Annotated in this window: 23 protein-coding genes; 22 read left to right on the forward strand and 1 reads right to left on the reverse strand. The window is 62.4% G+C overall.

Annotation, left to right across the window (positions count from 1 at the left end; genetic code table 11):
* Positions 1-1,015: FAD-binding oxidoreductase (locus tag H928_RS27265; RefSeq protein WP_204366303.1), on the reverse strand; the 1,015-nt coding region annotated here is incomplete at its 3' end.
* Positions 1,016-1,366: 351 nt separating this feature from the next.
* Here H928_RS27265 and rpsB point away from each other — a divergent pair.
* From rpsB to H928_RS0111160, 22 genes are all read left to right on the forward strand, one after another.
* Positions 1,367-2,119 (forward strand): 30S ribosomal protein S2, encoded by a 753-nt coding sequence (gene rpsB / locus H928_RS0111055; RefSeq protein ID WP_021026555.1) that lies wholly within the window; start codon positions 1,367-1,369, stop codon positions 2,117-2,119.
* Positions 2,120-2,233: 114 nt separating this feature from the next.
* On the forward strand, positions 2,234-3,124 hold the full coding sequence (gene tsf, locus H928_RS0111060; RefSeq protein ID WP_021026556.1) for a translation elongation factor Ts: 891 nt from the start codon (positions 2,234-2,236) through the stop codon (positions 3,122-3,124).
* Between the two features lie 80 nt (positions 3,125-3,204).
* Complete coding sequence (gene pyrH / locus H928_RS0111065; protein WP_021026557.1) at positions 3,205-3,924, forward strand: UMP kinase; 720 nt, start codon at positions 3,205-3,207, stop codon at positions 3,922-3,924.
* A 49-nt stretch (positions 3,925-3,973) separates the two neighbouring features.
* A complete protein-coding gene (gene frr / locus H928_RS0111070) occupies positions 3,974-4,534 on the forward strand; it encodes a ribosome recycling factor (RefSeq protein WP_021026558.1) in 561 nt (186 codons plus the stop codon).
* Between the two features lie 27 nt (positions 4,535-4,561).
* Positions 4,562-5,275: a polyprenyl diphosphate synthase gene (uppS, locus tag H928_RS0111075; protein ID WP_021026559.1), complete on the forward strand. Its 714-nt coding sequence runs from the start codon at positions 4,562-4,564 to the stop codon at positions 5,273-5,275.
* A gap of 61 nt (positions 5,276-5,336) precedes the next feature.
* Complete coding sequence (locus H928_RS0111080) at positions 5,337-6,191, forward strand: phosphatidate cytidylyltransferase (protein ID WP_021026560.1); 855 nt, start codon at positions 5,337-5,339, stop codon at positions 6,189-6,191.
* A gap of 8 nt (positions 6,192-6,199) precedes the next feature.
* Positions 6,200-7,378 (forward strand): 1-deoxy-D-xylulose-5-phosphate reductoisomerase, encoded by a 1,179-nt coding sequence (gene ispC, locus H928_RS0111085; protein WP_021026561.1) that lies wholly within the window; start codon positions 6,200-6,202, stop codon positions 7,376-7,378.
* A gap of 55 nt (positions 7,379-7,433) precedes the next feature.
* The gene (gene rseP / locus H928_RS0111090) at positions 7,434-8,795 is read left to right on the forward strand and encodes an RIP metalloprotease RseP (RefSeq protein WP_021026562.1); all 1,362 of its coding nucleotides are present in this window, start codon (positions 7,434-7,436) and stop codon (positions 8,793-8,795) included.
* 104 nt (positions 8,796-8,899) lie between these two features.
* Entirely contained in the window at positions 8,900-11,140 is a 2,241-nt protein-coding gene (gene bamA, locus H928_RS0111095) for an outer membrane protein assembly factor BamA (protein WP_373604917.1), read from the forward strand.
* Entirely contained in the window at positions 11,140-11,661 is a 522-nt protein-coding gene (locus H928_RS0111100; protein WP_021026564.1) for an OmpH family outer membrane protein, read from the forward strand. Before bamA ends, H928_RS0111100 begins: the two co-directional genes overlap by 1 nt.
* A 13-nt stretch (positions 11,662-11,674) precedes the next feature.
* Positions 11,675-12,661, forward strand: coding sequence for a UDP-3-O-(3-hydroxymyristoyl)glucosamine N-acyltransferase (gene lpxD / locus H928_RS0111105; RefSeq protein ID WP_021026565.1), 987 nt, complete (start codon positions 11,675-11,677; stop codon positions 12,659-12,661).
* A gap of 12 nt (positions 12,662-12,673) precedes the next feature.
* Positions 12,674-13,114 carry a 3-hydroxyacyl-ACP dehydratase FabZ gene (gene fabZ, locus H928_RS0111110; RefSeq protein WP_021026566.1) on the forward strand — a complete coding sequence of 147 codons (441 nt, stop codon included), beginning with the start codon at positions 12,674-12,676 and terminating at the stop codon, positions 13,112-13,114.
* A gap of 6 nt (positions 13,115-13,120) precedes the next feature.
* Positions 13,121-13,921, forward strand: a complete 801-nt coding sequence (lpxA, locus tag H928_RS0111115; RefSeq protein WP_021026567.1) for an acyl-ACP--UDP-N-acetylglucosamine O-acyltransferase — start codon at positions 13,121-13,123, stop codon at positions 13,919-13,921.
* A complete protein-coding gene (gene lpxB / locus H928_RS0111120; protein WP_021026568.1) occupies positions 13,921-15,102 on the forward strand; it encodes a lipid-A-disaccharide synthase in 1,182 nt (393 codons plus the stop codon). Before lpxA ends, lpxB begins: the two co-directional genes overlap by 1 nt.
* On the forward strand, positions 15,074-15,709 hold the full coding sequence (gene rnhB / locus H928_RS0111125; RefSeq protein WP_027010822.1) for a ribonuclease HII: 636 nt from the start codon (positions 15,074-15,076) through the stop codon (positions 15,707-15,709). Before lpxB ends, rnhB begins: the two co-directional genes overlap by 29 nt.
* A 51-nt stretch (positions 15,710-15,760) precedes the next feature.
* The gene (locus H928_RS0111130; protein ID WP_021026570.1) at positions 15,761-16,549 is read left to right on the forward strand and encodes an RNA methyltransferase; all 789 of its coding nucleotides are present in this window, start codon (positions 15,761-15,763) and stop codon (positions 16,547-16,549) included.
* 307 nt (positions 16,550-16,856) lie between these two features.
* Positions 16,857-18,044, forward strand: a complete 1,188-nt coding sequence (carA, locus tag H928_RS0111135; protein ID WP_021026571.1) for a glutamine-hydrolyzing carbamoyl-phosphate synthase small subunit — start codon at positions 16,857-16,859, stop codon at positions 18,042-18,044.
* Positions 18,045-18,105: 61 nt separating this feature from the next.
* Positions 18,106-18,465 carry a hypothetical protein gene (locus tag H928_RS0111140; protein ID WP_027010823.1) on the forward strand — a complete coding sequence of 120 codons (360 nt, stop codon included), beginning with the start codon at positions 18,106-18,108 and terminating at the stop codon, positions 18,463-18,465.
* A gap of 65 nt (positions 18,466-18,530) precedes the next feature.
* The gene (gene carB / locus H928_RS0111145) at positions 18,531-21,779 is read left to right on the forward strand and encodes a carbamoyl-phosphate synthase large subunit (protein ID WP_021026573.1); all 3,249 of its coding nucleotides are present in this window, start codon (positions 18,531-18,533) and stop codon (positions 21,777-21,779) included.
* Between the two features lie 183 nt (positions 21,780-21,962).
* Positions 21,963-22,439: a transcription elongation factor GreA gene (greA, locus tag H928_RS0111150; protein ID WP_027010824.1), complete on the forward strand. Its 477-nt coding sequence runs from the start codon at positions 21,963-21,965 to the stop codon at positions 22,437-22,439.
* 30 nt (positions 22,440-22,469) lie between these two features.
* The gene (locus tag H928_RS0111155; RefSeq protein WP_021026575.1) at positions 22,470-22,889 is read left to right on the forward strand and encodes a DUF4149 domain-containing protein; all 420 of its coding nucleotides are present in this window, start codon (positions 22,470-22,472) and stop codon (positions 22,887-22,889) included.
* Between the two features lie 46 nt (positions 22,890-22,935).
* Positions 22,936-23,820, forward strand: a complete 885-nt coding sequence (locus tag H928_RS0111160; RefSeq protein WP_021026576.1) for a Kdo hydroxylase family protein — start codon at positions 22,936-22,938, stop codon at positions 23,818-23,820.
* Positions 23,821-23,844 lie beyond the last annotated feature (24 nt).

Below are 23,844 nucleotides of genomic sequence, written 5' to 3' on the forward strand. Positions count from 1 at the left end.
ACCACTCGAGCAGCACGCTGATAAGTGCGTGGCGGGCGTCATTGCTGCGCTCGGGGCTGTCGGGGTAGCCCAGCTCGGCGCCGCCGCTGATGCGCAGGCGCGAGCCCTGGCGCGTCAGAATCATGTTATTTTCCAGATCGATGACTGCGCGGCGTGGCGCCAGCGACTCTTCGCTGATCTGGATGCTGGCGCTATAGCTATAGATAGGGGCGCTGGGCAGCTGCACATGGTGCGGGCGCAGCAGCTGGTTGGTGTGGGCACCGGCGCAGAGCACCACCGCATCAAAATCCTGCGTGCCACTGGCCAGTTGCAGGCGCAGGCCCTGGCCTGCGCTCTGGATGCCGCTGACGGCCTGCTGGGTGTGCAGCTGCAGCCCATGCGTTTGCAGCGCCTGCAGCAGCCCTTGCGAGAACAGCCGCCCATTGCCGGACCAGGCCTCGGGCAGGTGCAGGGCGCCGGCAATCTGGATCTCGGTGGCCAGGCCGGGCTCGATGGCGCGGGTCTGGGCTTCGTCGCAGCGCTGGTAATCAATATGCGCGGCCGACAGGCGCCGGGTGAGTTCATACAGTGCAGCGGCGCTGGGCTCCTTGCGCAGCGGCAGCAGCAGGCCCTGGCTGAACTGGCCGTTGATCTCGAGCATTTCCTGCACATGCTGCATGCGCTGCATCGCCAGCAGCTCGAGCGACTGCAGCGCAGGCAGGATTTCGCTGTCGCGCAGCTTCTTGGCGACGCCTTGCTGGCGGCGCGCCCAGCGGCGGGCAGAGGAGAGCACGCTGCCCTGGACCTGCAGTTCGGCAAAGGCCGGGCGCGACATGCCCAGCTGCAAGGCCTGCTGGAAGGCGGTGGCGCCCCAGGGATTGATCGCGCAGGGCCACATCAGGCCTGAGGGGGCAAAGCTGGCTTCTTCGCCAGCAGCGCGGTGCTGCTCGAAAACACTGACCTCGTTGCCGGCCTCCATCAGCTCGAAGGCCGTTGCAATGCCTGCAATGCCTGCTCCAACGATCGCAATCTTCATAACAACAAAAACAGGGGGCCGTTCATAGAGTGGGGCACGGCCGGTGCAAGCATTTGCAAAAGCCGTGCGTTCGAGTGCCAGATTGTGCCTAGTTTTTTGCGCTCGCCGTGGTAAGGCGCGCCACTGTGGTTCAAAAAACGCAAGCAATCGTCAAGGTGGGGTTGGCGCGACTTCTTCGCGACCCATGCCGGACTATGTTAGAATCCTAGGGTTTTGCCGAGTGTGGCTTGCCACATCGGTTCAAAACGAAATCGCAAACCTGCCTACCTAAGGTGTTGCGGCATGCGGTGCACAAGCACGGCTGCCGTGATAGTTGGGCAGAATTTTAGACCTAACCTTCGGAGAAGATATATGTCCGTTACGATGCGCGAGATGCTGGAAGCCGGCGTCCACTTTGGCCACCAAACCCGTTTCTGGAACCCCAAGATGGGCCAGTACATTTTCGGTAGCCGCAACAAGATTCACATCATCAACCTGGAAAAGACCCTGCCTCTGTTCCAGGACGCACAAAAGTTCATCAAGCAGCTGTCGGCCAACCGTGGCACCATCTTGATGGTGGGCACCAAGCGCCAAGCGCGCGAAATCCTGGCCACCGAAGCACAACGTGCTGGCGTGCCTTACGTCGACCAACGCTGGTTGGGCGGCATGCTGACCAACTTCAAGACCGTCAAGACCTCGATCAAGCGTCTGAAGGACATGAAGGCTCAGCAAGAAGCCGGCCTGGAAGCTATGAGCAAGAAAGAGCAACTGATGTTTGCTCGTGAGCTGGAAAAGCTGGAAAAGGACATCGGCGGCATTCAAGACATGAACGCACTGCCCGACGCCATTTTCGTGATCGACGTGGGCTACCACAAGATTGCCATCGCTGAAGCCAAGAAGCTGGGCATTCCTCTGATCGGCGTGGTTGACACCAACCACAACCCAGAAGGTATCGACTACGTGATCCCTGGTAACGATGACTCGGCCAAGGCTGTGGAGCTGTATGCTCGCGGTATCGCCGACGCGATCCTGGAAGGCCGTGCCAACGCCGTGAACGATGTGGTCAAGGCTGCTTCCGGCGAAGAAGGCGACGAGTTTGTGGAAGTGGAAAACACCGCTGCTTAATCCACAGGGCTGCCCATTGGGCCGCGAATGAAAAGCGGGGCTCCAGATTAGCCCCGTTTTTTTTACCTACGTTTCCACAATCACCCCAACTGAACTGAATACGGAGAGAGAAAAATGGCAATTACCGCAAGCATGGTGGCAGAACTGCGCGCTAAGACCGACGCGCCCATGATGGAATGCAAGAAGGCTCTGACCGAGGCTGATGGCGACATGGCCAAGGCTGAAGAGCTGCTGCGCGTCAAGCTGGGCACCAAGGCCGGCAAGGCAGCATCGCGTATTGCCGCTGAAGGCGTGATCGCCGCTGTGGTTGAAGGCAACAATGGCGCGATCATCGAAGTCAACAGCGAAACCGACTTCGTCTCCAAGAACGACAGCTTCATCGCTCTGGCCAATGCAGCGGCCAAGCTGGTGTCCGAAAAGAACCCTGCCGACGTGGCAGCCTTGAGCGCACTGGCTTACGAGCAAGACGGCTTTGGCCCCACCCTGGAAGACGTGCGCAAGGGCCTGGTCGGCAAGATCGGTGAGAACATGTCGTTCCGCCGCTTCAAGCGCTTCGAAGGCAGCAACCTGGCGCTGTACCTGCACGGCACCCGCATCGGTGTGGTGGTCGAGTTCGAAGGCGACGCGCAAGCTGCCAAGGACGTGGCCATGCACGTGGCTGCGATGAAGCCCGTGGCGCTGACCAGCGCTGACGTGCCTGCCGAGCTGATCGAGAAGGAACGCACCGTCGCTGCAGCCAAGGCTGAAGAGTCGGGCAAGCCCGCTGACATCGCTGCCAAGATGGTGGACGGCGCTGTGCAGAAGTACCTCAAGGAAGTCTCGCTGTTCAACCAGGTCTTCGTGAAGGCCGCTGACGGCAAGCAAACCGTTGAGCAAATGCTCAAGGCCGCCAACACCTCGATCAAGAGCTTCACGCTCTACGTGGTGGGTGAGGGCATTGAGAAGAAGGTGGATGACTTCGCTGCCGAGGTCGCCGCGCAGGTTGCGGCCGCCAAGGGCCAGTAATCATCCTGACAAAGGGGCTACGGCCCCTTTGTTTCACCTATCGTTTTTTCACCCATCCCCCACACCTGGAGCTCTCCACCATGTCCCAACGCCCTGCCCACAAGCGCATTCTTCTCAAACTCTCCGGTGAAGCTCTGATGGGGGATGATGCTTTTGGCATCAACCGCGCAACCATTGTGCGGATGGTCGAGGAGATTGCCGAGGTGACTCGGCTGGGCGTGCAGGTCGCTGTCGTGATCGGTGGCGGCAATATTTTCCGCGGCGTGGCCGGCGGCTCGGTCGGTATGGACCGTGCCACTGCCGATTACATGGGCATGTTGGCCACGGTGATGAATGCGCTGGCGCTGGCCGATGCGATGGACAAGCAAGGCCTGACCGCGCGCGTGATGTCGGCGATTGCGATTGAGCAGGTGGTCGAGCCCTATGTGCGTCCCAAGGCGCTGCAGTACCTCGAAGAGGGCAAGGTCGTGGTGTTTGCTGCAGGTACGGGCAACCCCTTCTTCACCACCGATACCGCAGCGGCGCTGCGCGGTGCTGAAATTGGCGCAGAATTGGTGCTCAAGGCCACCAAGGTCGACGGTGTCTACACGGCCGATCCAATGAAGGATCCCAATGCCACGCTCTACACCAAGCTGAGTTTTGATGAGGCGATGAGCCGCAACCTGGGCATCATGGATGCGACGGCCTTCGCCCTGTGCCGTGATCAGAAGCTGCCCATCCGTGTATTCTCCATCGTCAAGAGTGGCGCGCTCAAGCGCGTGGTGATGGGCGAAGAAGAGGGCACGCTGGTCTACGCCTGATGGGCGGCTGGCGTGTGCAAGAGCAGAATGTGGTAGTTAGGAGTTGACAATGACAGTCGCAGAAATCAAGAAGAATCTCGAAGGCAAGATGGACCAATCGATTGCCGCGTTCAAAAACAACCTGACCAAGATCCGCACCGGCCGCGCCAATCCCGCGCTGCTGGACACCATCCAGGTTGATTACTACGGCTCGATGATGCCGCTGTCGCAAGTGGCCAATGTCGCCTTGATCGACAGCCGCACCATCAGCGTGACGCCTTGGGAAAAGGCCATGGCGGCCAAGGTCGAAAAGGCCATCCGCGAAAGCGACCTGGGCCTGAACCCGGCCTCGATGGGCGACCTGATCCGCGTGCCGATGCCGCCCATGAGCGAAGAGCGCCGCAAGGAAATGACCAAGCTGGTCAAGGCCGAAGGCGAGAACGCCAAGATCGCCATCCGCAACCTGCGCCGCGATGCCAATGAAGGCGTCAAGAAGCTGGTCAAGGACAAGGAAGCATCGGAAGACGACCAAAAGCGCTCGGAAGCCGAGGTGCAGAAGATCACCGACAAGCACATCCAGCTGATCGACCAGCTGGTGGTCGAGAAAGAAAAAGACATCATGGCGGTCTGATCCAGGTCTGGATCTGTTTTTCCGCGCATGACTGCTGCTGCAATACCGCACCACATTGCCATCGTGATGGATGGCAATGGCCGGTGGGCCAAACGCCGTTTTCTGCCACGCCTGGCAGGCCACAAGCAAGGGGTGGACTCGCTGCGCCGCTGCGCCAAGGCCTGTGCCGAGCGCGGCGTCAAGGTGCTCACCGTGTTTGCCTTTTCTTCCGAGAACTGGAACCGGCCGACCGACGAGGTCGATGGCCTGATGAACCTGCTGGCCGGCGCACTGGCCAAGGAAGTGCCATCGCTGGCCCGTGACGGCATCCGTTTGTTCTTTGTCGGTGACCGCGCCTCCCTGTCTGCCAAGGTGCAGGCGGGTCTGGCGCAAGCCGAACAGGTCACGGCCCACAACGACCGCATGGTGCTCAACGTCTGCTTCAACTACGGCGGCCGCTGGGATATTGCCCAGGCGGCAGCCAAGCTGGCCGCTGCGGGCCAGGCCATTACCGAAGTGGCCCTCAACGATGCCATGGCCCTGGCCCATGTGCCCGACCCCGATCTGCTGATCCGAACCGGTGGCGAGATGCGCATCAGCAATTTTCTGCTGTGGCAATCGGCCTATTCGGAGCTGTATTTCAGTGACAAGTGGTGGCCTGATTTTGACGAACAGGCCCTGGACGAGGCGGTGGCCGAATTCCAGCGGCGCGAACGCCGCTTTGGCAAGACGTCCGAGCAACTGGTCCAGTCCCCCTCGTAGTGCCCCTGCCCGCTGATGCCTGCCGCTGTAGGCATCAGTTTTCTTTTTTCAGGAGATCCATTTGCTCAAACAACGCATCATCACGGCCATTGTTCTCCTGCTGATTCTGGTGCCCGCCATCGTCGCGGGCAATCCGGTTCCCTTTGCTGCGTTGATGCTGTTGGCCGTGGTCGCCGCGGCCTGGGAGTGGGGGCGCCTCAATGGCCTGCAAGGCATGGCCGCGTACGGCCTGGGGGCTGTCGCGTTGCTGCTGTGCGGCGCTGCCTGGGCCATGGGCTGGACGCAGGCGGCGCTTCCCGCTGTGTGGCTGGTGGCTGGTGCCGCCTGGGTGCTGCTGGCCGCCTTCTTGCTCAAGGGTGGCGTGCCTGGCTGGGCGCCCATTCCGCGTGCGCTGCGCCTGGTCGTGGGTGTGCTGGCGCTGTGGGTGGCCTGGCTGGCGATTGCACAGGCCAAGTGGATGGGTGTGAATTTTCTGCTGTCGGTCTTTGCCCTGGTGTGGATGGGCGACATTGGCGCTTATTTTGCAGGCCGCCAGTTCGGTCTGCGTTTTACCAAGAACAAGCTCGCGCCGGCCATCAGCCCAGGCAAAAGCTGGGAAGGCGTATGGGGCGGCGCGCTGGGCGTGCTGCTGATGGCCTTGGTGTGGAGCTGGGCGGACCGCCATTTTGGCGCGCAGGTGCCCAGCTTCTACAGCCGGCTCTGGGATTTTTCGCCCTGGCTGATGGTGCTGTCCTGCGTGTTTCTGGCCGGCATGAGCGTGGCCGGCGACCTGGTGGAGTCCCTCGTCAAGCGCAGCGCCGGCATGAAGGACAGCAGCCATCTGCTGCCCGGCCATGGTGGTGTGCTCGACCGTATCGATGCCATCTTGCCGACGGTGCCGCTGGCGCTGATGCTGCTGCAATTTTTGGATAAGTGAACCTCGCGATGACCATGCAAGTTACCGTGCTCGGATCGACGGGCTCGATCGGAACCAATACGCTCGATGTGGTGGCGCGCCACCCTGACCTCTACCGCGTTTTTGCGCTGAGCGCGCATTCGCGCGTGGACCTGATGCTCGCGCAGTGCCTGCAGTTCCAGCCGCGCTATGCGGTGATGACCGGCGCTGCGGCTGCCGCCCAATTGCGCGCAGGCCTGCAAGCGGCAGGCAGCCGGGTCGAAGTGCTCGAAGGCGAGGCGGCGCTGGAGATGGTGGCCTCCCACAGCGATGTGCATGCGGTGATGGCGGCCATTGTGGGCGCCGCCGGCCTGCGCCCTGCGATGGCAGCGGCCAAGGCCGGCAAGCGCTTGATGCTGGCCAACAAGGAAGCCCTGGTCGTCGGTGGCCAGCTCTTCATGGATGCGGTGGCCGACGGCGGCGCGACCTTGCTGCCCATCGACAGCGAGCATTCGGCCATCTTCCAGTGCCTGCCCGAAGACCCTGCGGTCTGGCCCCAGCGCGTGGACCACATCATCCTGACGGCCTCGGGCGGTCCGTTCCGCACCCGTGAGCCATCGAGCCTGCGCGATGTGACGCCGCAGCAGGCGGGCAACCACCCCAACTTTGCGATGGGCCGCAAGATCTCGATCGACTCGGCGACGATGATGAACAAGGCGCTGGAGGTGATCGAGGCGCGCTGGCTGTTCAACCTGCAGCCCGAGCAGATCAAGGTGGTGATCCATCCGCAGCAGATCGTGCATTCGATGGTGCAGTTCTGCGATGCCTCGGTGCTGGCCCAGCTGGGGACGCCCGATATGCGCGTGCCGATCGCCTGTGGCCTGGCCTGGCCCGAGCGCGTGGCCAGTGGCGCGGCGCCACTGGATTTCGTCAAGCTATCGGCGCTGACCTTTGAAGAGGCCGATGCAACCCGCTTTCCTGGCCTGCACCTGTCCTGGCAGGCGCTGCGTGCGCCCCATGGCACGACCACGGTGCTCAATGCTGCCAACGAAGTGGCGGTCGCCGCTTTTCTGGACGGTCGTATGCGCTTTGACCAGATCTACCAGGTCAATGCGCAGGCACTCGAAGGCGTGCAGCCGCAGGCGCCGGACAGCATCGATGCGCTGCTGGCGCTCGATGCCGAGGTGCGTGCCTATGCCGAAGGCCTTATTTCGGAGCTGGCCGTTTGACAGGGCTATTGTCCGGCTCAGTAGAATCGCGTTTTTCATAGCAAGGGCTTGAGCAATGTTGACCGTTGTTGCATTTGTCGTTGCGCTGGCCGTTTTGATCGCCGTGCACGAATATGGCCACTACCGCGTGGCCGTGGCTTGCGGCGTGAAAGTGCTGCGTTTCTCGCTGGGGTTCGGCCGCCCCCTGCTGCGCTGGAAGAAAAAAGGCGCAGACACCGAATTCGTCATCAGCGCCATTCCGCTGGGCGGCTATGTGCGCATGCTCGATGAGCGTGAGGCGCCGGTTGCCGCGCATGAGCGCCATCTGGCCTTCAATGTGCAGCCGCTGCGCTCGCGCGCGGCCATCGTGGCCGCAGGCCCGCTGGCAAATCTGCTGCTGGCCGTGCTGCTCTACGCCTGTGTGAACTGGGTGGGTGTGCGCGAGCCCGCGGCCATTGTCGGCACGCCACCGGCTGCCAGCATGCTGGCCCAGGCGGGCATGCAAGGCGGTGAAGAAATTGTGTCCATGGGTTTCCCCGATGCGGAGCCAGAAGCGGTGCGTTCGCTTGACGACCTGCGCTGGTTTGTGGCGCAGGCTGCACTGGGTGGCAAGGATGTGGTGCTGAGCGCCCGCCCGGGTGCTGGCGCAGCTGAGCGCAGCTACCGCTTGCCGCTGTCAAGCATCGATGCCCGCGAGGCCGATGCCAAGCTGGTCGAAAAAATTGGGTTGACCCATCCCTGGACTGATGCCGTGCTGGGCGACTTTGAGGCGGGCAGTGCAGCGGCCCAGTCGGCGCTGCGCAAGGGCGACAAGGTGCTGTCCATCGATGGCCAGCGCGTGGGCGATGGCGGCGAGCTGCGCCGCATGATTCGCGCATCGGGCGAGCAGGGCGTGCCTGCCTTGCAGGACTGGCTGGGGTCGCGCAACGGCGCGCAGCTGCATGTGCCGGTGCAGCTCGCGCAGAGCGAGGACAAGGGCAGCAAGATCGGCCGCCTGGGCGCCTTCATCGGCGCGCCGCCTGCGATGGTGGATGTGCGCTATGGCCCCTGGGAAGGCCTTGCCCGGGGTGCGCAAAAGACCTGGGAAGTCTCGGCGCTGACGGTCAAGATGATGGCCAAGATGGTCATCGGCCAGGCCTCGCTGCAGAACATCAGCGGGCCGCTGACGATTGCCGAATACGCGGGTAAATCTGCCGAGGTCGGCCTCACCCAATACCTGGCCTTTTTGGCCCTGATCAGCGTCAGTCTGGGCGTGCTCAATCTGCTGCCGCTGCCGGTGCTCGATGGCGGTCACCTGATGTATTATCTTTGGGAGGCTGTCACTGGCAAGCCACCCACCCTGCAATGGATGGAGCGCTTGCAAAAAGGCGGTATAGCCGTTTTGCTGCTCATGATGTGCATTGCGTTCTTTAACGATTTGTCTCGGCTCTTGGGCTGACTTTCTTGCCCCTGCTGCATAATGAGCGGCTCTGGTTGCTATCACAAATGACATATTCCATCCCTTCTTCGCTTCTTCGCAAGACCACGGCTGCAGCTGCGTTGATGCTGCTTGCCAAGCTGTCGTGGGCTTTGGACCCATTCACTATCCAGGACATCCGTGTAGAAGGCCTGCAGCGCGTAGAGCCGGGCACCATCTTCGCGTCCATGCCTTTGCATGTGGGCGATGACTACAACGACGAAAAGGGATCGGCAGCCATTCGCTCCTTGTTCGCGCTGGGCCTGTTCAAGGACGTGCGCCTGGAAGCCAATGGCAATGTGCTGGTCGTGGTGGTGGAAGAGCGCCCCACCATTGCCAACGTCGACTTCCTGGGCACCAAGGAGTTCGACAAGGACGCGATGAAAAAGGCCATGCGGGATGTGGGCCTGACCGAAGGCCGTCCTTACGACAAGGCCCTGACCGACCGCGCCGAGCAAGAGCTCAAGCGCCAGTACATCAACAAGAGCCTGTATGCGGCAGAGGTGGTGACCACGGTCACGCCTATCGAGCGCAACCGCGTGAACCTGACCTTCACCGTCACCGAAGGCGATGCGGCCAAGATCAAGGAAATCCACATCAGCGGGAACAAGGACTTCAAGGAATCGACCTTGACCGACCTGTTCGACCAGGACACCGGCGGCTGGCTCAGCTGGTACACCAAGAGCGACCGCTACTCCAGCTCCAAGTTCAATGCCGACCTGGAGACGCTCAAGTCCTACTACCTCTCGCGTGGCTACCTGGAGTTCCGCATCGAGTCGACCGAAGTGTCGATCTCGCCGGACAAGGAGCGCATCTCGATCAACCTGCAGATCCATGAAGGCCCCAAGTACGTGGTCTCGGGCGTCAAGCTCGAGGGCAACTACCTGGAGCGCGAGGACGAGTTCAAGTCGCTGATCTCGATCAAGCCCGGTGAGCCCTACAACGCCGACCGCGTGACCGAGACCACCAAGCGCTTTACCGACCACTTCGGCAGCTTTGGCTATGCGTTCTCGCGCGTGGAAGCGGTGCCCGAGATCGACCGCGAGAACAACCGCGTTGAGCTGGTGCTCAAGGCCGAGCCATCGCGCCGCGCCTATGTGCGCCGCGTGAACGTCGCTGGCAACAACCGCACGCGTGATGAAGTGGTGCGCCGCGAAGTGCGTCAGTACGAGGCGTCCTGGTACGACTCGGACAAGATCAAGCTCTCGCGCGATCGCGTCGACCGCCTGGGCTTCTTCAACGATGTCGCGATCGACACGCAAGAGGTACCCGGCGCGCCCGACCAGGTTGACGTCAATGTCACTGTGCAGGAAAAGCCCACCGGCTCGCTGCAGCTGGGTGCCGGTTACTCCAGCGCTGAAAAGGTCTCGCTGACCTTTGGTATCAAGCAGGAAAACGTCTTTGGCTCGGGCAACTACCTGGGTATCGACGTCAACACCAGCAAGTACCACCGCACCCTGGTGGTGAGCACGACCGACCCGTACTTCACGCCGGACGGTATCTCGCGTACCTACGACATGTACTACCGTACCGACCGTCCTTATGACGAGCAGGGCGGCAACTACCAGATCGTGACCACCGGTGCCAGCGTGCGCTTTGGTATTCCGTTCAGCGAGCTCGACACCATCTATGTCGGCGGCGGCTTGGAAAACACCCGCATCAAGCTGGGCACCAACATGCCGGCGGCCTACCTGGATTACGCCACCCGCTACGGCGACACCAGCCTGAACTTCCCGCTGACCCTGGGTTGGTCGCGTGACAGCCGTGACAGCGCATTGGCGCCCAATTCGGGCCGCTTCCAGAAGCTGAACTCCGAATGGTCGCTGTTTGGTGATGCCCGCTATCTGAAGGGCAACTACCAGATCCAGCAGTACCTGCCACTGAACAAGCGCTACACCATTGCGCTGAACGGCGAGGCCGGCTGGGGCAAGGGCATGGGCGGCAAGGTCTTCCCCGTGTTCAAGAACTACTTCTCCGGTGGTCTGGGCTCGGTGCGCGGCTTTGAGCAAAACACCCTCGGTCCCCGTGACGTGACCGGCGCGACGCTGGGCGGCTCCAAGAAGGTCACCTTGAACGCCGAGTTCATTGGCCCGATGCCCGGCACCGGCAACGATCGTACCTTCCGCTGGTTTGCCTTTGTGGACGCGGGCAATGTCTGGGGTGACGAGCAGGATTTGAAACTGAATGAAATGCGTGCGTCTGCAGGTATCGGGTTGAGCTGGATTTCCCCACTGGGACCGCTGCGTTTGGCGTATGCTCAGCCATTTCGCAAATTCACAGGCGATAAAATCCAGAAATTGCAATTCCAAATCGGAACATCTTTCTAATGAAAACCGTATCTCGTTCTTTCCCATTGCTGGTATTGGCAGCAGCGCTGTCCTTTGGCGCTGCAGCGCAGGCCCAAGAGTTCAAGGCAGGTTTTGTCAATACAGATCGCATCTTCCGCGAAGCCAACGCCGCCAAGGCTGCGCAAACCAAGCTGGAGGCCGAGTTCTCCAAGCGTGAAAAAGACCTGCTGGACCAGGGTAATGCCCTGAAGACCGCTGGCGAAAAGTTTGAGCGTGACGCGCCAACGCTGTCCGAGAGCCAGCGCGTGACGCGCCAGCGCCAGCTGGTGGACCAGGACCGTGAATTCCAGCGCAAGCGCCGCGAATTCCAGGAAGACCTCAGCGCCCGCAAGAGCGAAGAGCTGTCCCAGGTGCTCGAGCGTGCCAACAAGGTCGTCAAGCAAGTGGCCGAGCAGGAAAAGTACGATGTGGTGCTGCAAGAAGCGGTCTACATCAACCCCAAGTTCGACATCACCGAAAAGGTTCTGAAGGCCCTGAACGCTTCTGCCCCTGCCAAGTAAGACAGAGGTACGCGTGAGCCTGCAGCTAGTTCAGATCATTGAGGTCCTGGGAGGGGCGCTTCGGCAAGGAGATCCAGCGATGGAGATCCAGGCGATTGCCTCGCTCGAAGATGCCGGTCCGCAGGACTTCAGTTTTCTCAGCAACCCCAAGCTGCAGGCCCAGATGCTGGCCTCTAAGGCCGGCTGCATCGCCGTCAGTGCGCAGATGCAGGAGCAGGCGCGCCAGCGTGGCGGCGCCTTCCTGGTGGTGGACAACCCCTACCTCTACTTTGCGCGGCTGACGCAGCTGTGGCGCAAGCACCATGCGATACGCCCGGTGCCCGCCGGTATCCACCCCTCTGCGGTGGTGGAAGAGGGTGCCATCGTGCACCCTTCTGCGTCCATTGGGCCGCTGTGCCATGTCGCCAGCGGTGCCGTCATCGGTGCCGATTCGGTGCTGACCTCGCGCGTGACCGTCGGGGCCGACTGCGTGCTGGGCGAGCGTGTGCTGGTGCAGCCCGGTGCGGTCATCGGCGGCGACGGCTTTGGCTTTGCCAATGAGGGCGGGCGCTGGATCAAGATTGAGCAACTGGGTGGTGTGCAGATCGGCGATGATGTCGAGATCGGCTCGAACACCTGCATTGATCGCGGAGCGCTGCGCGACACGATCATTGCCAATGGCGTGAAGATCGACAACCAGGTGCAGATCGGCCATAACGTCGAGATTGGTGAGCATTCGGCCATGGCCGGCTGCGTCGGCATCGCCGGAAGCGCCAAAATCGGACGCCATTGCACGATTGGAGGGGCTGGAATGATTCTTGGCCACCTGGAAATCGCCGACAATGTACATATTTCGGCGGCCACCGTGGTCAGTCGCTCGATCAGGCAGCCCGGTCAGTACACCGGCTTCTTTCCTATCGACGACAATGGCAGCTGGGAAAAGAACGCCGCTACCCTAAAACATCTCCATGCGTTGAGGGACCGAATCAAGGCCTTGGAGCAAACTCAGAAAAACGGCTAAGCCGAGTTCACAATGATGGATATTCAAGCAATTCTCAAGCAGCTGCCTCACCGCTACCCCTTCTTGCTGGTGGATCGCGTGCAAGAGCTTGAGCGCAACACCCGCATCAAGGCGATCAAGAACGTCACCTTCAATGAGCCGTTCTTTACCGGTCACTTCCCGGGCCGCCCTGTGATGCCTGGTGTGCTGATCCTGGAAGCCTTGGCGCAGGCCGCTGGCCTGCTGGCCTTTGATGCCATGGGCCAGGTGCCCGATGAAAACAATATCTACTACTTTGTCGGTATCGACTCGGCGCGCTTCAAGCGCCCGGTGGTGCCGGGAGACCAGCTGGTGCTGGAGATCACCATTGACCGCGTGCGCGGCGGTATCTGGAAGTTCAATGCCGTGGCCAGCGTGGAAGGCGAAGTCGCCGCAGAAGCACAGCTGATGTGCACCATGCGCCACGTGGAATAACGGTAGATGACGGCGGTCAGTCCCATCCACCCCACGGCGATCGTTGACCCTGCGGCCCAGTTGCACCCCACGGTGTCAGTTGGGCCGTACGCAGTTATTGGCCCCCAGGTTTGCATTGGCGCCCACACCAAGGTGGGGACGCACTGCGTGATCGAGGGTATCACCACGATCGGTGAATCCAATGTGATCCATTCGCATGCTGCTCTGGGCGGCGTGCCGCAGGACAAGAAATACGCAGGCGAGCCGACTCGGCTGGAGATTGGTGACCGCAACACCATTCGCGAGTTCTGCACCTTCAACACCGGCACCGCCCAGGATGGCGGCGTAACCCGTGTCGGCGACGACAACTGGATCATGGCCTATGTGCATATTGCCCATGACTGCCAGGTCGGCAACCAGACCATCCTGGCCAACAATGCCACCTTGGCCGGTCATGTACATGTGGCCGACTGGGCCATCATTGGTGGTCTGTCGGGCGTGCACCAGTTCACCAAGGTGGGTGCCCATGTGATGGCCGGTTTTGCCAGCCATATCAGCCAGGATGTACCACCGTTCTGCATGGTCGACGGCCACCCACTGGCGGTGCGTGGTCTCAACCTGGAAGGCCTGCGCCGGCGCGGTTTCAGTGCCGAGCGCCTGGCGGTCATCAAGCAGGCCTACCGGCTGCTGTACCGCAGCGGCTTGACCTTGCAGGCGGCTGTTGAAGCGCTGGACAACCTGCAGGGCAGCTGCGAGGCCGAAGCCCAGGCCGATGTGCAGCTGATGCTCGACTTTCTGCAGCAATCCAAGCGCGGCATCGTGCGCTGATGGCTGTGCCTGCCGTCATGGACCCGCAGCAAGAGATGTTTTTGGCCATGGTGGCCGGCGAGACCTCGGGCGACCTGCTCGCTGGCCTGGTGCTGCAGGGCCTGGCTGCGGATTTCCCCGGCCTGCGCTCGGCTGGCATTGGCGGGCCGCGCATGGCCCAGGCCGGCTTTGAGGCCTGGTGGCCCAGCGAGCGCCTGGCCGTGCATGGCTACAGCGCCGAGCTGGTCCGGCGCATCTGGGGTATTTTGCGCATCCGCAAGCAACTGGTGAAGCGTTTGACGGCGCAGCCGCCCCGGCTGTTTGTCGGCGTCGATGCGCCCGATTTCAACTTGGGTGTCGAAGAGCGCCTGCGTGCCCAGGGCATCAAGACGGTGCATTTTGTCTGCCCTTCGATCTGGGCCTGGCGCCCAGAGCGGGTGGAGAAGATCCGCCGCTCGGCCGACCATGTGCTGTGCATTTTCCCGTTTGAGCCCGCGTTGCTGGCCCAGCACGGCATTGCCGGCACCTATGTGGGCCATCCGCTGGCCAATGTGATCCCGCTGCAGCCCAACCGTGCAGCGGCACGCCAGCAGCTGGGCTTGCCGCTGGAGGGCGAAGTGCTGGCCGTGCTGCCGGGTAGCCGCGCCTCGGAAGTCAGCTACATCGCCAAGCCATTCTTTCTGGCCGCCGCGCGCCTTTTGCAGGCGCGACCTTCGCTTACAATCGTCGTCCCTGCCGTTCCGGCTTTGCGCGCACGCATTGATGCGCTGGCTGCTGAATGCGGGATATTGGAGCGCATCCGGGTACTGGATGGCCAGTCGCATCTGGCGCTGGAGGCCTGTGACTGCACCTTGATCGCCAGCGGTACCGCCACCTTGGAGGCGGCGCTGTTCAAGCGGCCCATGGTCATCAGCTACCACATGCATGCCATCAGCTGGCGCTTGATGCGCCGCAAGCAGCTGCAGCCCTGGGTGGGCCTGCCCAATATCCTGTGCCAAGACTTTGTCGTGCCCGAGCTCCTGCAAGAGGCGGCGACGCCCGAGGCCTTGGCCGAGGCAGTGGCGCAATGGTTGGACGCGCCACGCCTTGATCCAGCACGCCTGGCCCAGTTGGAGCAGCGTTTTCATGACCTGCACCTGGAACTGCGCAGGGATACCCCAAAGCTTGCTGCCGATGCCATCCAAAAAATTCTCTCTGCCTGACCAGGCCTCCTTGCCTTGGCATCCGCCGGGCTTGGTTGCGGGTGTGGATGAGGCAGGGCGGGGCCCCTTGGCGGGCCCGGTGGTGGCGGCAGCGGTCATTCTGGATGAGCGCTCGCCCATTGCCGGGCTGGCCGATTCGAAGAAGCTCACGGCGCGCGCCCGCGAGCGCCTCTATGACGAGATCTGCGGCAAGGCACTGTGCTGCTCGATTGCACAGGCCTCCGTCGAAGAGGTCGATGGCCTCAATATCCTGCAAGCCACGATGCTGGCCATGCAGCGTGCGGTCAATGGCCTGCGCCTCAAGCCCGTGCGCGTGCTGGTCGATGGCAACCGCATTCCGCGCCTGGAGATGCCGGCCGAGGCCATCGTCAAAGGCGATGCGCTGGTGCAGGCCATCTCGGCGGCATCGATCCTGGCCAAGGTGCACCGGGACCGCTGGTGCCAGGACATCGACCGGCTCTACCCGCAGTACGGTTTTGCCGCGCACAAGGGCTATGGCACCGCCGTTCACCTGGCGGCGCTGCAGAGCTTTGGTGCCTGCCCTGAGCACCGGCGCTCGTTCTCTCCGGTGGCCCAGGCGATGGCCTTGGTCAAGACGGGCGCCTAAACCTCCGCCCTCGCTGTTTGCAGGCGCCAAGCCTGCGCAAAGGAATCATCTGTGTCCCCTGCTGCGCATCCTCCCGTTTTTATCCAGTCGCGTGACAATGCCTTGGTCAAGGATTTGCGCCGTTTGATGGAAGAGGGTGCGGCCTACCGCAAGCAGGGGCGCTACTGGATCGAGGGCGACCACCTCTGCCGCGCAGCGCTGACGCGTGGCGTCAAGCCGGCAGTGGCCGTGTTCTCCGAGAAATTCTGGCAGTCGCCCGAGAACGTCTATGCCCGTGCAGCCGCCCGCAACATCGTCATCGACACGGCCTTGTTCGCCAGCCTCAGCCCGCTGCCGTCACCGGCGCCCTTCGGCTTTTTGATGGACCTGCCCACGCAGCAGGCGGGTATCCAGCCCGGCGTGCCGGCGGTGGTGCTTGACCGTGTGCAGGATGCCGGCAATGTGGGCTCCATCTTGCGCAGTGCCTCGGCTTTTGGTTTTGGCCAGGTGATTGCGCTCAAGGGATCGGCTGCGCTGTGGAGCGGCAAGGTGCTGCGCGCCGGCATGGGTGCGCATTTTGCGCTGCACCTGGTCGAGAATGCCTCGCAGGACGATGTGCTGGCCTTGCAGCAGCCGCTGCTGGTCACCAGCTCGCACCAGGGTGACTGGCTGCACCGCGCCGCCTTGCCCTGGCCTTGCACCTGGGTCATGGGCCATGAGGGGCAGGGTGTGTCCGAGCCCTTGCAGGCTGCGGCCCAGCAGCACATCCGCATCACCCAGCCTGGCGGTGAGGAGTCGCTCAATGTGGGCGCGGCAGCGGCCATTTGCCTGCATGCCAGTGCGGCAGCGCGCGCCGATTGATGCGGCTGCAGCGGGCACTGGGGTAGGCTCCGCCAGTAATAACGAGTATGCGCATTGCGTAATTTTGCTGTTGTAACTACGCTCTGCGTTGGTGCGCTTCTGCGCAGAGTGTGTAATTTTTAGCGATTTGACCCTCAAATCATCCCCTGCCTCCACTCAGATTGCAGCTTGCACGCTACAATGGGTGGCTTTCAAGTAATCACGTCGCCCGGCTGCACTCAAAGCAATCTCTCATAAGCACAGTCTTCGCGGTGATCCTCAGGGACACCACAGACTCCGGGCGACCCGTAACCATCCGGAGAACCCAGTGTTTTTGTCTCAACAGAGCGCGTTTCCTCCCGCCATCCTGGCGCTCGCAGACGGCACGGTCTTTATTGGCAACTCAATCGGTGCGCAAGGCACCACGACCGGCGAAGTGGTGTTCAACACCGCGATGACCGGTTACCAGGAAATCCTCACCGACCCCAGCTACTGCCAGCAGATCGTGACACTCACGTATCCGCACATCGGCAACTACGGGATCAATGCGGAAGATATTGAGTCCGACAAAGTCTTTGCTGCTGGCCTGATCATCAAGAATCTGCCCCTGCTGGCCAGCAATTTCCGAAGCACGGAAACCTTGTCGGAATACCTGGTCCGCAGCAAGACGGTCTCCATCGCCAACATCGATACCCGCAAGCTCACCCGCCTGCTGCGCGACAAGGGTGCGCAAAACGGCGCCATCGTCGGTCTGGCTGCTGGCGAGCAGGTCTCGCAGGCGCGCATCGACGAAGCCATCGCCGCCGCCCAGGCCGCGCCCAGCATGAAGGGTCTGGACCTGGCCAAGGTGGTCAGCGTCTCGCAGTCCTACGAATGGGTGCAGACCGAGTGGCAACTGGCGCGCGCCGATGGCACGCCCGGCTACGGCAAGCTGCAGGACCATGCCTTCCACGTGGTCGCCTATGACTACGGCGTCAAGAAGAACATCCTGCGCATGCTGGCCGAGCGCGGCTGCCGCGTGACGGTGGTGCCCGCCCAGACGCCTGCGGCCGAAGTGCTCAAGTACCAGCCCGATGGCGTCTTCCTGTCCAACGGCCCTGGCGACCCGGAGCCCTGCGACTACGCGATCGACGCTGCGCGCACCATCATGGACAGTGGCGTGCCGACCTTTGGTATCTGCCTGGGCCACCAGATCATGGCGCTGGCCTGCGGTGCCAAGACCTTCAAGATGCAAAACAGCCACCACGGTGCCAACCATCCGGTCAAGGATCTGGACTCGGGCCGCGTCTGCATCACCAGCCAGAACCATGGCTTTGCCGTGGACCTGGACACCCTGCCGGCCAACACCCGTGCCACGCATGTGAGCCTGTTCGATGGCACCTTGCAGGGCATGGAACGCACCGACCGCCCGGCCTTCTGCTTCCAGGGCCACCCCGAAGCCTCGCCAGGCCCGCATGACGTGTCGTACCTGTTCGACCGTTTTGTGAACCTGATGCGCGAGCACAAGAAGGCCTGATGCCAGGCGCCTGTTGCCCGCGCCCGAACCTGCACACGATGAACCCAAGGAATCTGCTGCCGTGAAACTGTTTTCTTTTCCTGTCGCCACCTTAGAGAAAGCGATCAGCAAACGCATCATGACCTTGCCTGCCGAGCACAAGGAATGGTTCATGGCGCGCTGGCAGCAAAAGCCCTACAAGAAATCGTTCCTCGACAACAAGGCCTTGCCGCTGGTGACCATCGTGTCCAAGTGCAAGACCATGACGGACGAGGAATTCGACCAGGTGATGGCCGAGTGGGACGCCAAGTTCTACGAAGCCGAGGCGCAGGTTCTGCGCCCCATGGTGCAAGGGGATGGCCTGCTGCAGCTGATGCAAAAGAGCCTGCCCGAGGCCCGTGTCCTGGCCATTTTGAACAAATTAGATACCGACCGCGTATAAACCCAGCGCTGGGCGGCTGCCTACCAGGACAGCCATCCAGCGCGCGCGACTGCAAGGCGAGCCTCATGTCTAAACGCACCGATCTCAAAAGCATTCTCATCATTGGCGCTGGCCCGATCATCATCGGCCAGGCCTGCGAATTCGACTACTCCGGCGTGCAAGCCTGCAAGGCGCTGCGCGAGGAGGGCTACAAGGTCATCCTGATCAACAGCAACCCTGCGACGATCATGACCGACCCGGCCACAGCCGATGTCACCTATATCGAGCCCATCACCTGGCAGACGGTCGAGAAGATCATCGCCAAGGAGCGTCCCGATGCCATCCTGCCGACCATGGGTGGCCAGACCGCGCTGAACTGCGCGCTGGACCTGTGGAAGAACGGCGTGCTCGACAAGTACAAGGTCGAGCTGATCGGCGCCAAGCCCGAAGCCATCGACAAGGCCGAAGACCGTCTCAAGTTCAAGGACGCGATGACCAAGATCGGGCTGGGTTCGGCCCGCTCGGGCATTGCGCACAGCATGGAAGAGGCCTGGGATGTGCAGCGCCAGGTGGGCTTCCCCACCGTGATCCGCCCCAGCTTCACCCTGGGCGGCACCGGCGGCGGCATTGCCTACAACCCCGAAGAGTTCGAAGTCATCTGCAAGCGCGGTCTGGAGGCATCGCCCACCAACGAGCTGCTGATCGAAGAGTCTCTGCTGGGCTGGAAAGAGTACGAGATGGAAGTGGTGCGCGACACCGCCGACAACTGCATCATCGTCTGCTCGATCGAGAACCTGGACCCGATGGGCGTGCACACCGGTGACTCGATCACCGTGGCCCCTGCCCAGACCCTGACCGACAAGGAATACCAGATCCTGCGCAATGCCTCGCTGGCCGTGCTGCGCGAGATCGGTGTGGACACCGGTGGCTCCAATGTGCAGTTCTCGATCAACCCCAAGGACGGCCGCATGGTCGTCATCGAGATGAACCCGCGCGTCTCGCGTTCGTCGGCACTGGCCTCCAAGGCCACGGGTTTCCCGATTGCCAAGATCGCCGCCAAGCTGGCCGTGGGCTTCACCTTGGACGAGTTGAAGAACGACATCACCGGTGGCAAGACCCCCGCGTCGTTCGAGCCGACCATCGACTACGTGGTCACCAAGATCCCGCGTTTCGCCTTCGAGAAGTTCCCGACGGCCGACAACCGCCTGACCACGCAGATGAAGTCCGTGGGTGAAGTGATGGCCATGGGTCGTACCTTCCAGGAGTCGTTCCAGAAAGCGCTGCGCGGCCTGGAAGTGGGCGTGGACGGCATGAACGAAAAGACCCAGGACCGCGAGATTCTGGAAAAGGAACTGGGCGAGCCCGGTCCCGACCGCATCTGGTATGTGGGCGATGCCTTCGCCGCCGGCTGGTCGCTCGATGAAGTGCACAACATCACCAAGATCGACAAGTGGTTCCTGGTGCAGATCGAAGAGATCGTCAAGCTGGAACTGGCACTGGACAAGCACACCGAAGCCCAGGGCGATGACAAGGCGCTGGCCGCACTGTCGGCCGATGATCTGCGCAGCCTCAAGCAAAAGGGCTTTTCGGACCGCCGCCTGGCCAAGCTGCTGCACACGAGCGACAAGGCCGTGCGCGAAGCGCGCCATGCGCTGAATGTGCGCCCCGTGTTCAAGCGCGTCGATACCTGCGCGGCCGAGTTCTCGACCAACACGGCCTATATGTACTCGACCTACGACGAAGAGTGCGAAGCCCAGCCCAGCGACAAGAAAAAAATCATGGTGCTCGGCGGCGGCCCCAACCGCATTGGCCAGGGTATCGAGTTCGACTACTGCTGCGTGCACGCGGCGCTGGCGATGCGCGAAGATGGTTATGAAACCATCATGGTCAACTGCAACCCCGAAACCGTCTCGACCGACTACGACACCTCGGACCGCCTGTACTTCGAGCCGGTGACTCTGGAAGACGTGCTGGAAATCGTGGCCGTTGAAAAGCCGGTGGGCGTGATCGTGCAGTACGGTGGCCAGACCCCGTTGAAGCTGGCGCTGGCGCTGGAAGAGGCCGGTGTGCCGATCGTCGGCACCACGCCGGACATGATCGACGCGGCCGAAGACCGTGAGCGTTTCCAGCAGATGCTGCAGACGCTGAACCTGCGCCAACCGCCCAACGCCACCGCGCGTACCGAGGCGCAGGCGATGGAGCACGCCCGCGAGCTGGGCTACCCGCTGGTGGTGCGTCCCAGCTACGTGCTGGGCGGCCGCGCGATGGAGATCGTGCACGAAGAGCGTGATCTGGAGCGCTACATGCGTGAAGCGGTCAAGGTCTCCAACGACTCGCCCGTGCTGCTGGACCACTTCCTGTCCAACGCCATCGAGTGCGATGTGGACTGCGTGCGTGACCGCACCGGCAAGGTGTTCATCGGCGGCGTGATGGAGCACATCGAGCAAGCGGGCGTGCACTCCGGTGACTCGGCCTGCTCGCTGCCCCCTTACTACCTGAGCAAGGCGACGGTCGACGAGATCAAGCGCCAGACCGCAGCCATGGCCGAAGGCCTGAACGTGGTGGGCCTGATGAATGTGCAGTTCGCGATCCAGGAGCGCGACGGCAAGGACATCATCTATGTGCTGGAAGTGAATCCTCGTGCATCGCGTACCGTGCCTTTTGTCTCCAAGGCCACCGGCATCCAGCTGGCCAAGGTGGCCGCGCGCTGCATGGTGGGCGACACGCTCGAAGAGCAGGGCATCACCCAGGAAGTGACGCCACCGTACTTCAGCGTCAAGGAAGCCGTGTTCCCCTTCGTCAAGTTCCCCGGTGTGGACACCATCCTCGGCCCCGAGATGAAGTCCACCGGTGAGGTGATGGGTGTGGGCAAGACCTTTGGCGAAGCCTATGTCAAGAGCCAGCTGGGTGCAGGCACCAAGCTGCCCCGCTCGGGCAAGGTGTTCCTGACCGTGAAGAACGCCGACAAGCCACGCGCCGTGCAGATTGCCAAGGAGCTGGCGAGCATGGGCTTCCAGCTCTGTGCCACCCGTGGCACTGCGGCTGCGATTGCCGATGCCGGTATCGAGGTGCAAACGGTCAACAAGGTGACCGAGGGCCGCCCCCACATCGTGGACATGATCAAGAACAATGAAATTGCGATGGTCATCAACACCGTGGAAGAGCGCCGCAACGCCATTGCTGACTCGCGTGCGATCCGCACCAGCGCTTTGCTGGCCCGCGTGACCACCTTCACGACCATCTTTGGTGCCGAGGCCGCTGTCGAAGGCCTGCGCAACATGGATGACCTGGAGGTGTACTCGGTGCAGGAGCTGCACGCCAGCTTGCAGCACTGATCGCATCGCCGTTGGCCGATTTTTGTTGCAAGGCTCAAAAATCGGCATAATAGAGACTGCCTCGCAACCGCCGCGCTCCCCAGCGCGGCGGTTTGCTTTTGAACCCCCGCCGCATAGCAGGCGGATGATGTCTATCAGATGCCAGCCACAGCGCTGGCATCGCGACTGTTTGTGGAGACCGAGATGGCCACTATCCCCATTACCAAGCGCGGTGCAGAAAAGCTCAAAGAAGAGCTGCAACGCCTCAAGACCGTGGATCGTCCCGGCGTCATCGCGGCCATTGCGGAAGCTCGCTCGCATGGCGATCTGAGCGAAAATGCCGAATACGATGCGGCCAAAGACCGCCAAGGCTTTATCGAAGGCCGTATCCAGGAAGTGGAGGCCAAGCTGTCGGCCGCCCAGATCATCGACCCCTCGCAGCTCGACGCGGGCGGCAAGGTGGTGTTTGGCGCGACCGTGGACCTGGCCGATGAGGACAGCGGCGATCCGGTGACCTACCAGATCGTCGGCGAGGACGAGGCCGACCTCAAGCAGGGCCTGATCAATGTCTCCAGCCCGATTGCCCGCGCGCTGATCGGCAAGGAAGAGGGCGACACCGCCGTTGTGCAGGCCCCCGGTGGCGAGCGCCGCTACGAAGTCGTGGCCGTGCGCTACCTCTAAAGCGATCGGCCACTGCGCACCGAGCCCGCGATGAAAAACCGTCTGCCCGTTTTCGCAGCCGCCCTGTGGTGGGGCAGCCTGTCGGCCATCGGCTTCATGGCCGTGCCGATGCTGTTTGCCAACCTGCCGCAGGCATCGATGGCGGGCTTCATGGCCGCCAAGCTGTTTGCAGCGCAGACCTGGGTGTCGCTGGCCTGCGGCCTGGTGCTGCTGGTGCTGGCCAAGGACAAGGCCAGCAACACCATTGAGCCCTGGGCGCGCGCGGCACTGGGCTTTGTGCTGGCCGGCATGCTGATGGCGCTGGTCGTGCAGTACGGCATCTCGCCCAAGATCGTGCAGCGCGAGAACCTCAAGCTCTGGCACGGCCTGGGCACCTTGCTGTATGCGCTGCAGTGGCTGTGCGCGGCCCTTGTGCTGTGGCGGACATCCGCACCCGCACCACGGGCTTGATCTGGCCCAAGGCAATCGCCCGCCGCCGCGCTACACTGGGCGGGCCATGCAATCTCCCATCGTTTCCATCGACGCCAATGACTGGCGCAACACACCGGGCCGTCCGGAATGGACGGCCGCCGTTGAATCGGGCAAGGTGCTGTATTTCCCCCAACTCGCGTTTGCGCTCTCCGAGCAGGAAAAGACGCTGCTGCGCCCCGATGTGCGCGACCCCAAGTCGCGCAACATCAGCCTGAATGTGGATGGCAGCATCAAGGGCGTGGCCGGTGATGCCGCCACGCAGGCTGCCGTGGCGGCCATGGTCACGCGTTTTCGCGCGCAGGCCACCGCGCTGATTGCCGGTCTGTTCCCCGACTACATGCCGCTGGTGCGCATGGCGCCCACGAGCTACCGGCCCTCACAGGTCGAGACCCGTGCCCAGTCCTGGCGTGCCGACGACAAGCGCATGCATGTCGACGCCTTTCCCTCGCGGCCCAACTACGGCGAGCGCATCCTGCGCGTGTTCAGCAATGTCAATCCCGATGGCCAGCCCCGGGTCTGGCGTGTGGGTGAGCCTTTCGAGGATGTGGCGCGCAAGTTCTTGCCACGCGCCAAGCCCTATGTGGCCTGGCAGGCCAAGGCCTTGGCGATGCTGCATGTGACCAAGTCGCTTCGCAGCGAATACGACCACCTGATGCTGCAGCTGCACGATGGCATGAAGGGCGACATGGATTACCAGCGCAATGCGCCGCAGGAGACCGTGCCCTTTGCTGCCGGCTCCAGCTGGGTCTGCTTTTCGGACCAGGCGGTGCATGCGGTGATGTCGGGCCAGTACATGCTGGAGCAGACCTTCTTCCTGCCCCCTGGCAAAGAGTACAACCCCGATGCAAGCCCGCTGGCGATCTTGACGCGCATGCAGGGCCATGCGCTGGTGGCAACTGACCAGCGCTAAATCTGCTGCCCCAAAGCCCGCTGC

It is taken from the genome of Comamonas sp. B-9, from assembly GCF_000410635.1.
Lineage (GTDB): Bacteria > Pseudomonadota > Gammaproteobacteria > Burkholderiales > Burkholderiaceae_C > Comamonas.

Bases quoted from the DNA above. Each gene is read 5' to 3' on its own strand.
- rpsB (WP_021026555.1), top strand. From the start codon at position 1,367: ATGTCCGTTACGATGCGCGAGATGCTGGAAGCCGGCGTCCACTTTGGC.
- tsf (WP_021026556.1), top strand. From the start codon at position 2,234: ATGGCAATTACCGCAAGCATGGTGGCAGAACTGCGCGCTAAGACCGAC.
- pyrH (WP_021026557.1), top strand. From the start codon at position 3,205: ATGTCCCAACGCCCTGCCCACAAGCGCATTCTTCTCAAACTCTCCGGT.
- frr (WP_021026558.1), top strand. From the start codon at position 3,974: ATGACAGTCGCAGAAATCAAGAAGAATCTCGAAGGCAAGATGGACCAA.
- uppS (WP_021026559.1), top strand. From the start codon at position 4,562: ATGACTGCTGCTGCAATACCGCACCACATTGCCATCGTGATGGATGGC.
- ispC (WP_021026561.1), top strand. From the start codon at position 6,200: ATGACCATGCAAGTTACCGTGCTCGGATCGACGGGCTCGATCGGAACC.
- rseP (WP_021026562.1), top strand. From the start codon at position 7,434: ATGTTGACCGTTGTTGCATTTGTCGTTGCGCTGGCCGTTTTGATCGCC.
- bamA (WP_373604917.1), top strand. From the start codon at position 8,900: ATGCTGCTTGCCAAGCTGTCGTGGGCTTTGGACCCATTCACTATCCAG.
- H928_RS0111100 (WP_021026564.1), top strand. From the start codon at position 11,140: ATGAAAACCGTATCTCGTTCTTTCCCATTGCTGGTATTGGCAGCAGCG.
- fabZ (WP_021026566.1), top strand. From the start codon at position 12,674: ATGATGGATATTCAAGCAATTCTCAAGCAGCTGCCTCACCGCTACCCC.
- lpxA (WP_021026567.1), top strand. From the start codon at position 13,121: ATGACGGCGGTCAGTCCCATCCACCCCACGGCGATCGTTGACCCTGCG.
- lpxB (WP_021026568.1), top strand. From the start codon at position 13,921: ATGGCTGTGCCTGCCGTCATGGACCCGCAGCAAGAGATGTTTTTGGCC.
- rnhB (WP_027010822.1), top strand. From the start codon at position 15,074: ATGCCATCCAAAAAATTCTCTCTGCCTGACCAGGCCTCCTTGCCTTGG.
- carB (WP_021026573.1), top strand. From the start codon at position 18,531: ATGTCTAAACGCACCGATCTCAAAAGCATTCTCATCATTGGCGCTGGC.
- greA (WP_027010824.1), top strand. From the start codon at position 21,963: ATGGCCACTATCCCCATTACCAAGCGCGGTGCAGAAAAGCTCAAAGAA.
- H928_RS0111155 (WP_021026575.1), top strand. From the start codon at position 22,470: ATGAAAAACCGTCTGCCCGTTTTCGCAGCCGCCCTGTGGTGGGGCAGC.
- H928_RS0111160 (WP_021026576.1), top strand. From the start codon at position 22,936: ATGCAATCTCCCATCGTTTCCATCGACGCCAATGACTGGCGCAACACA.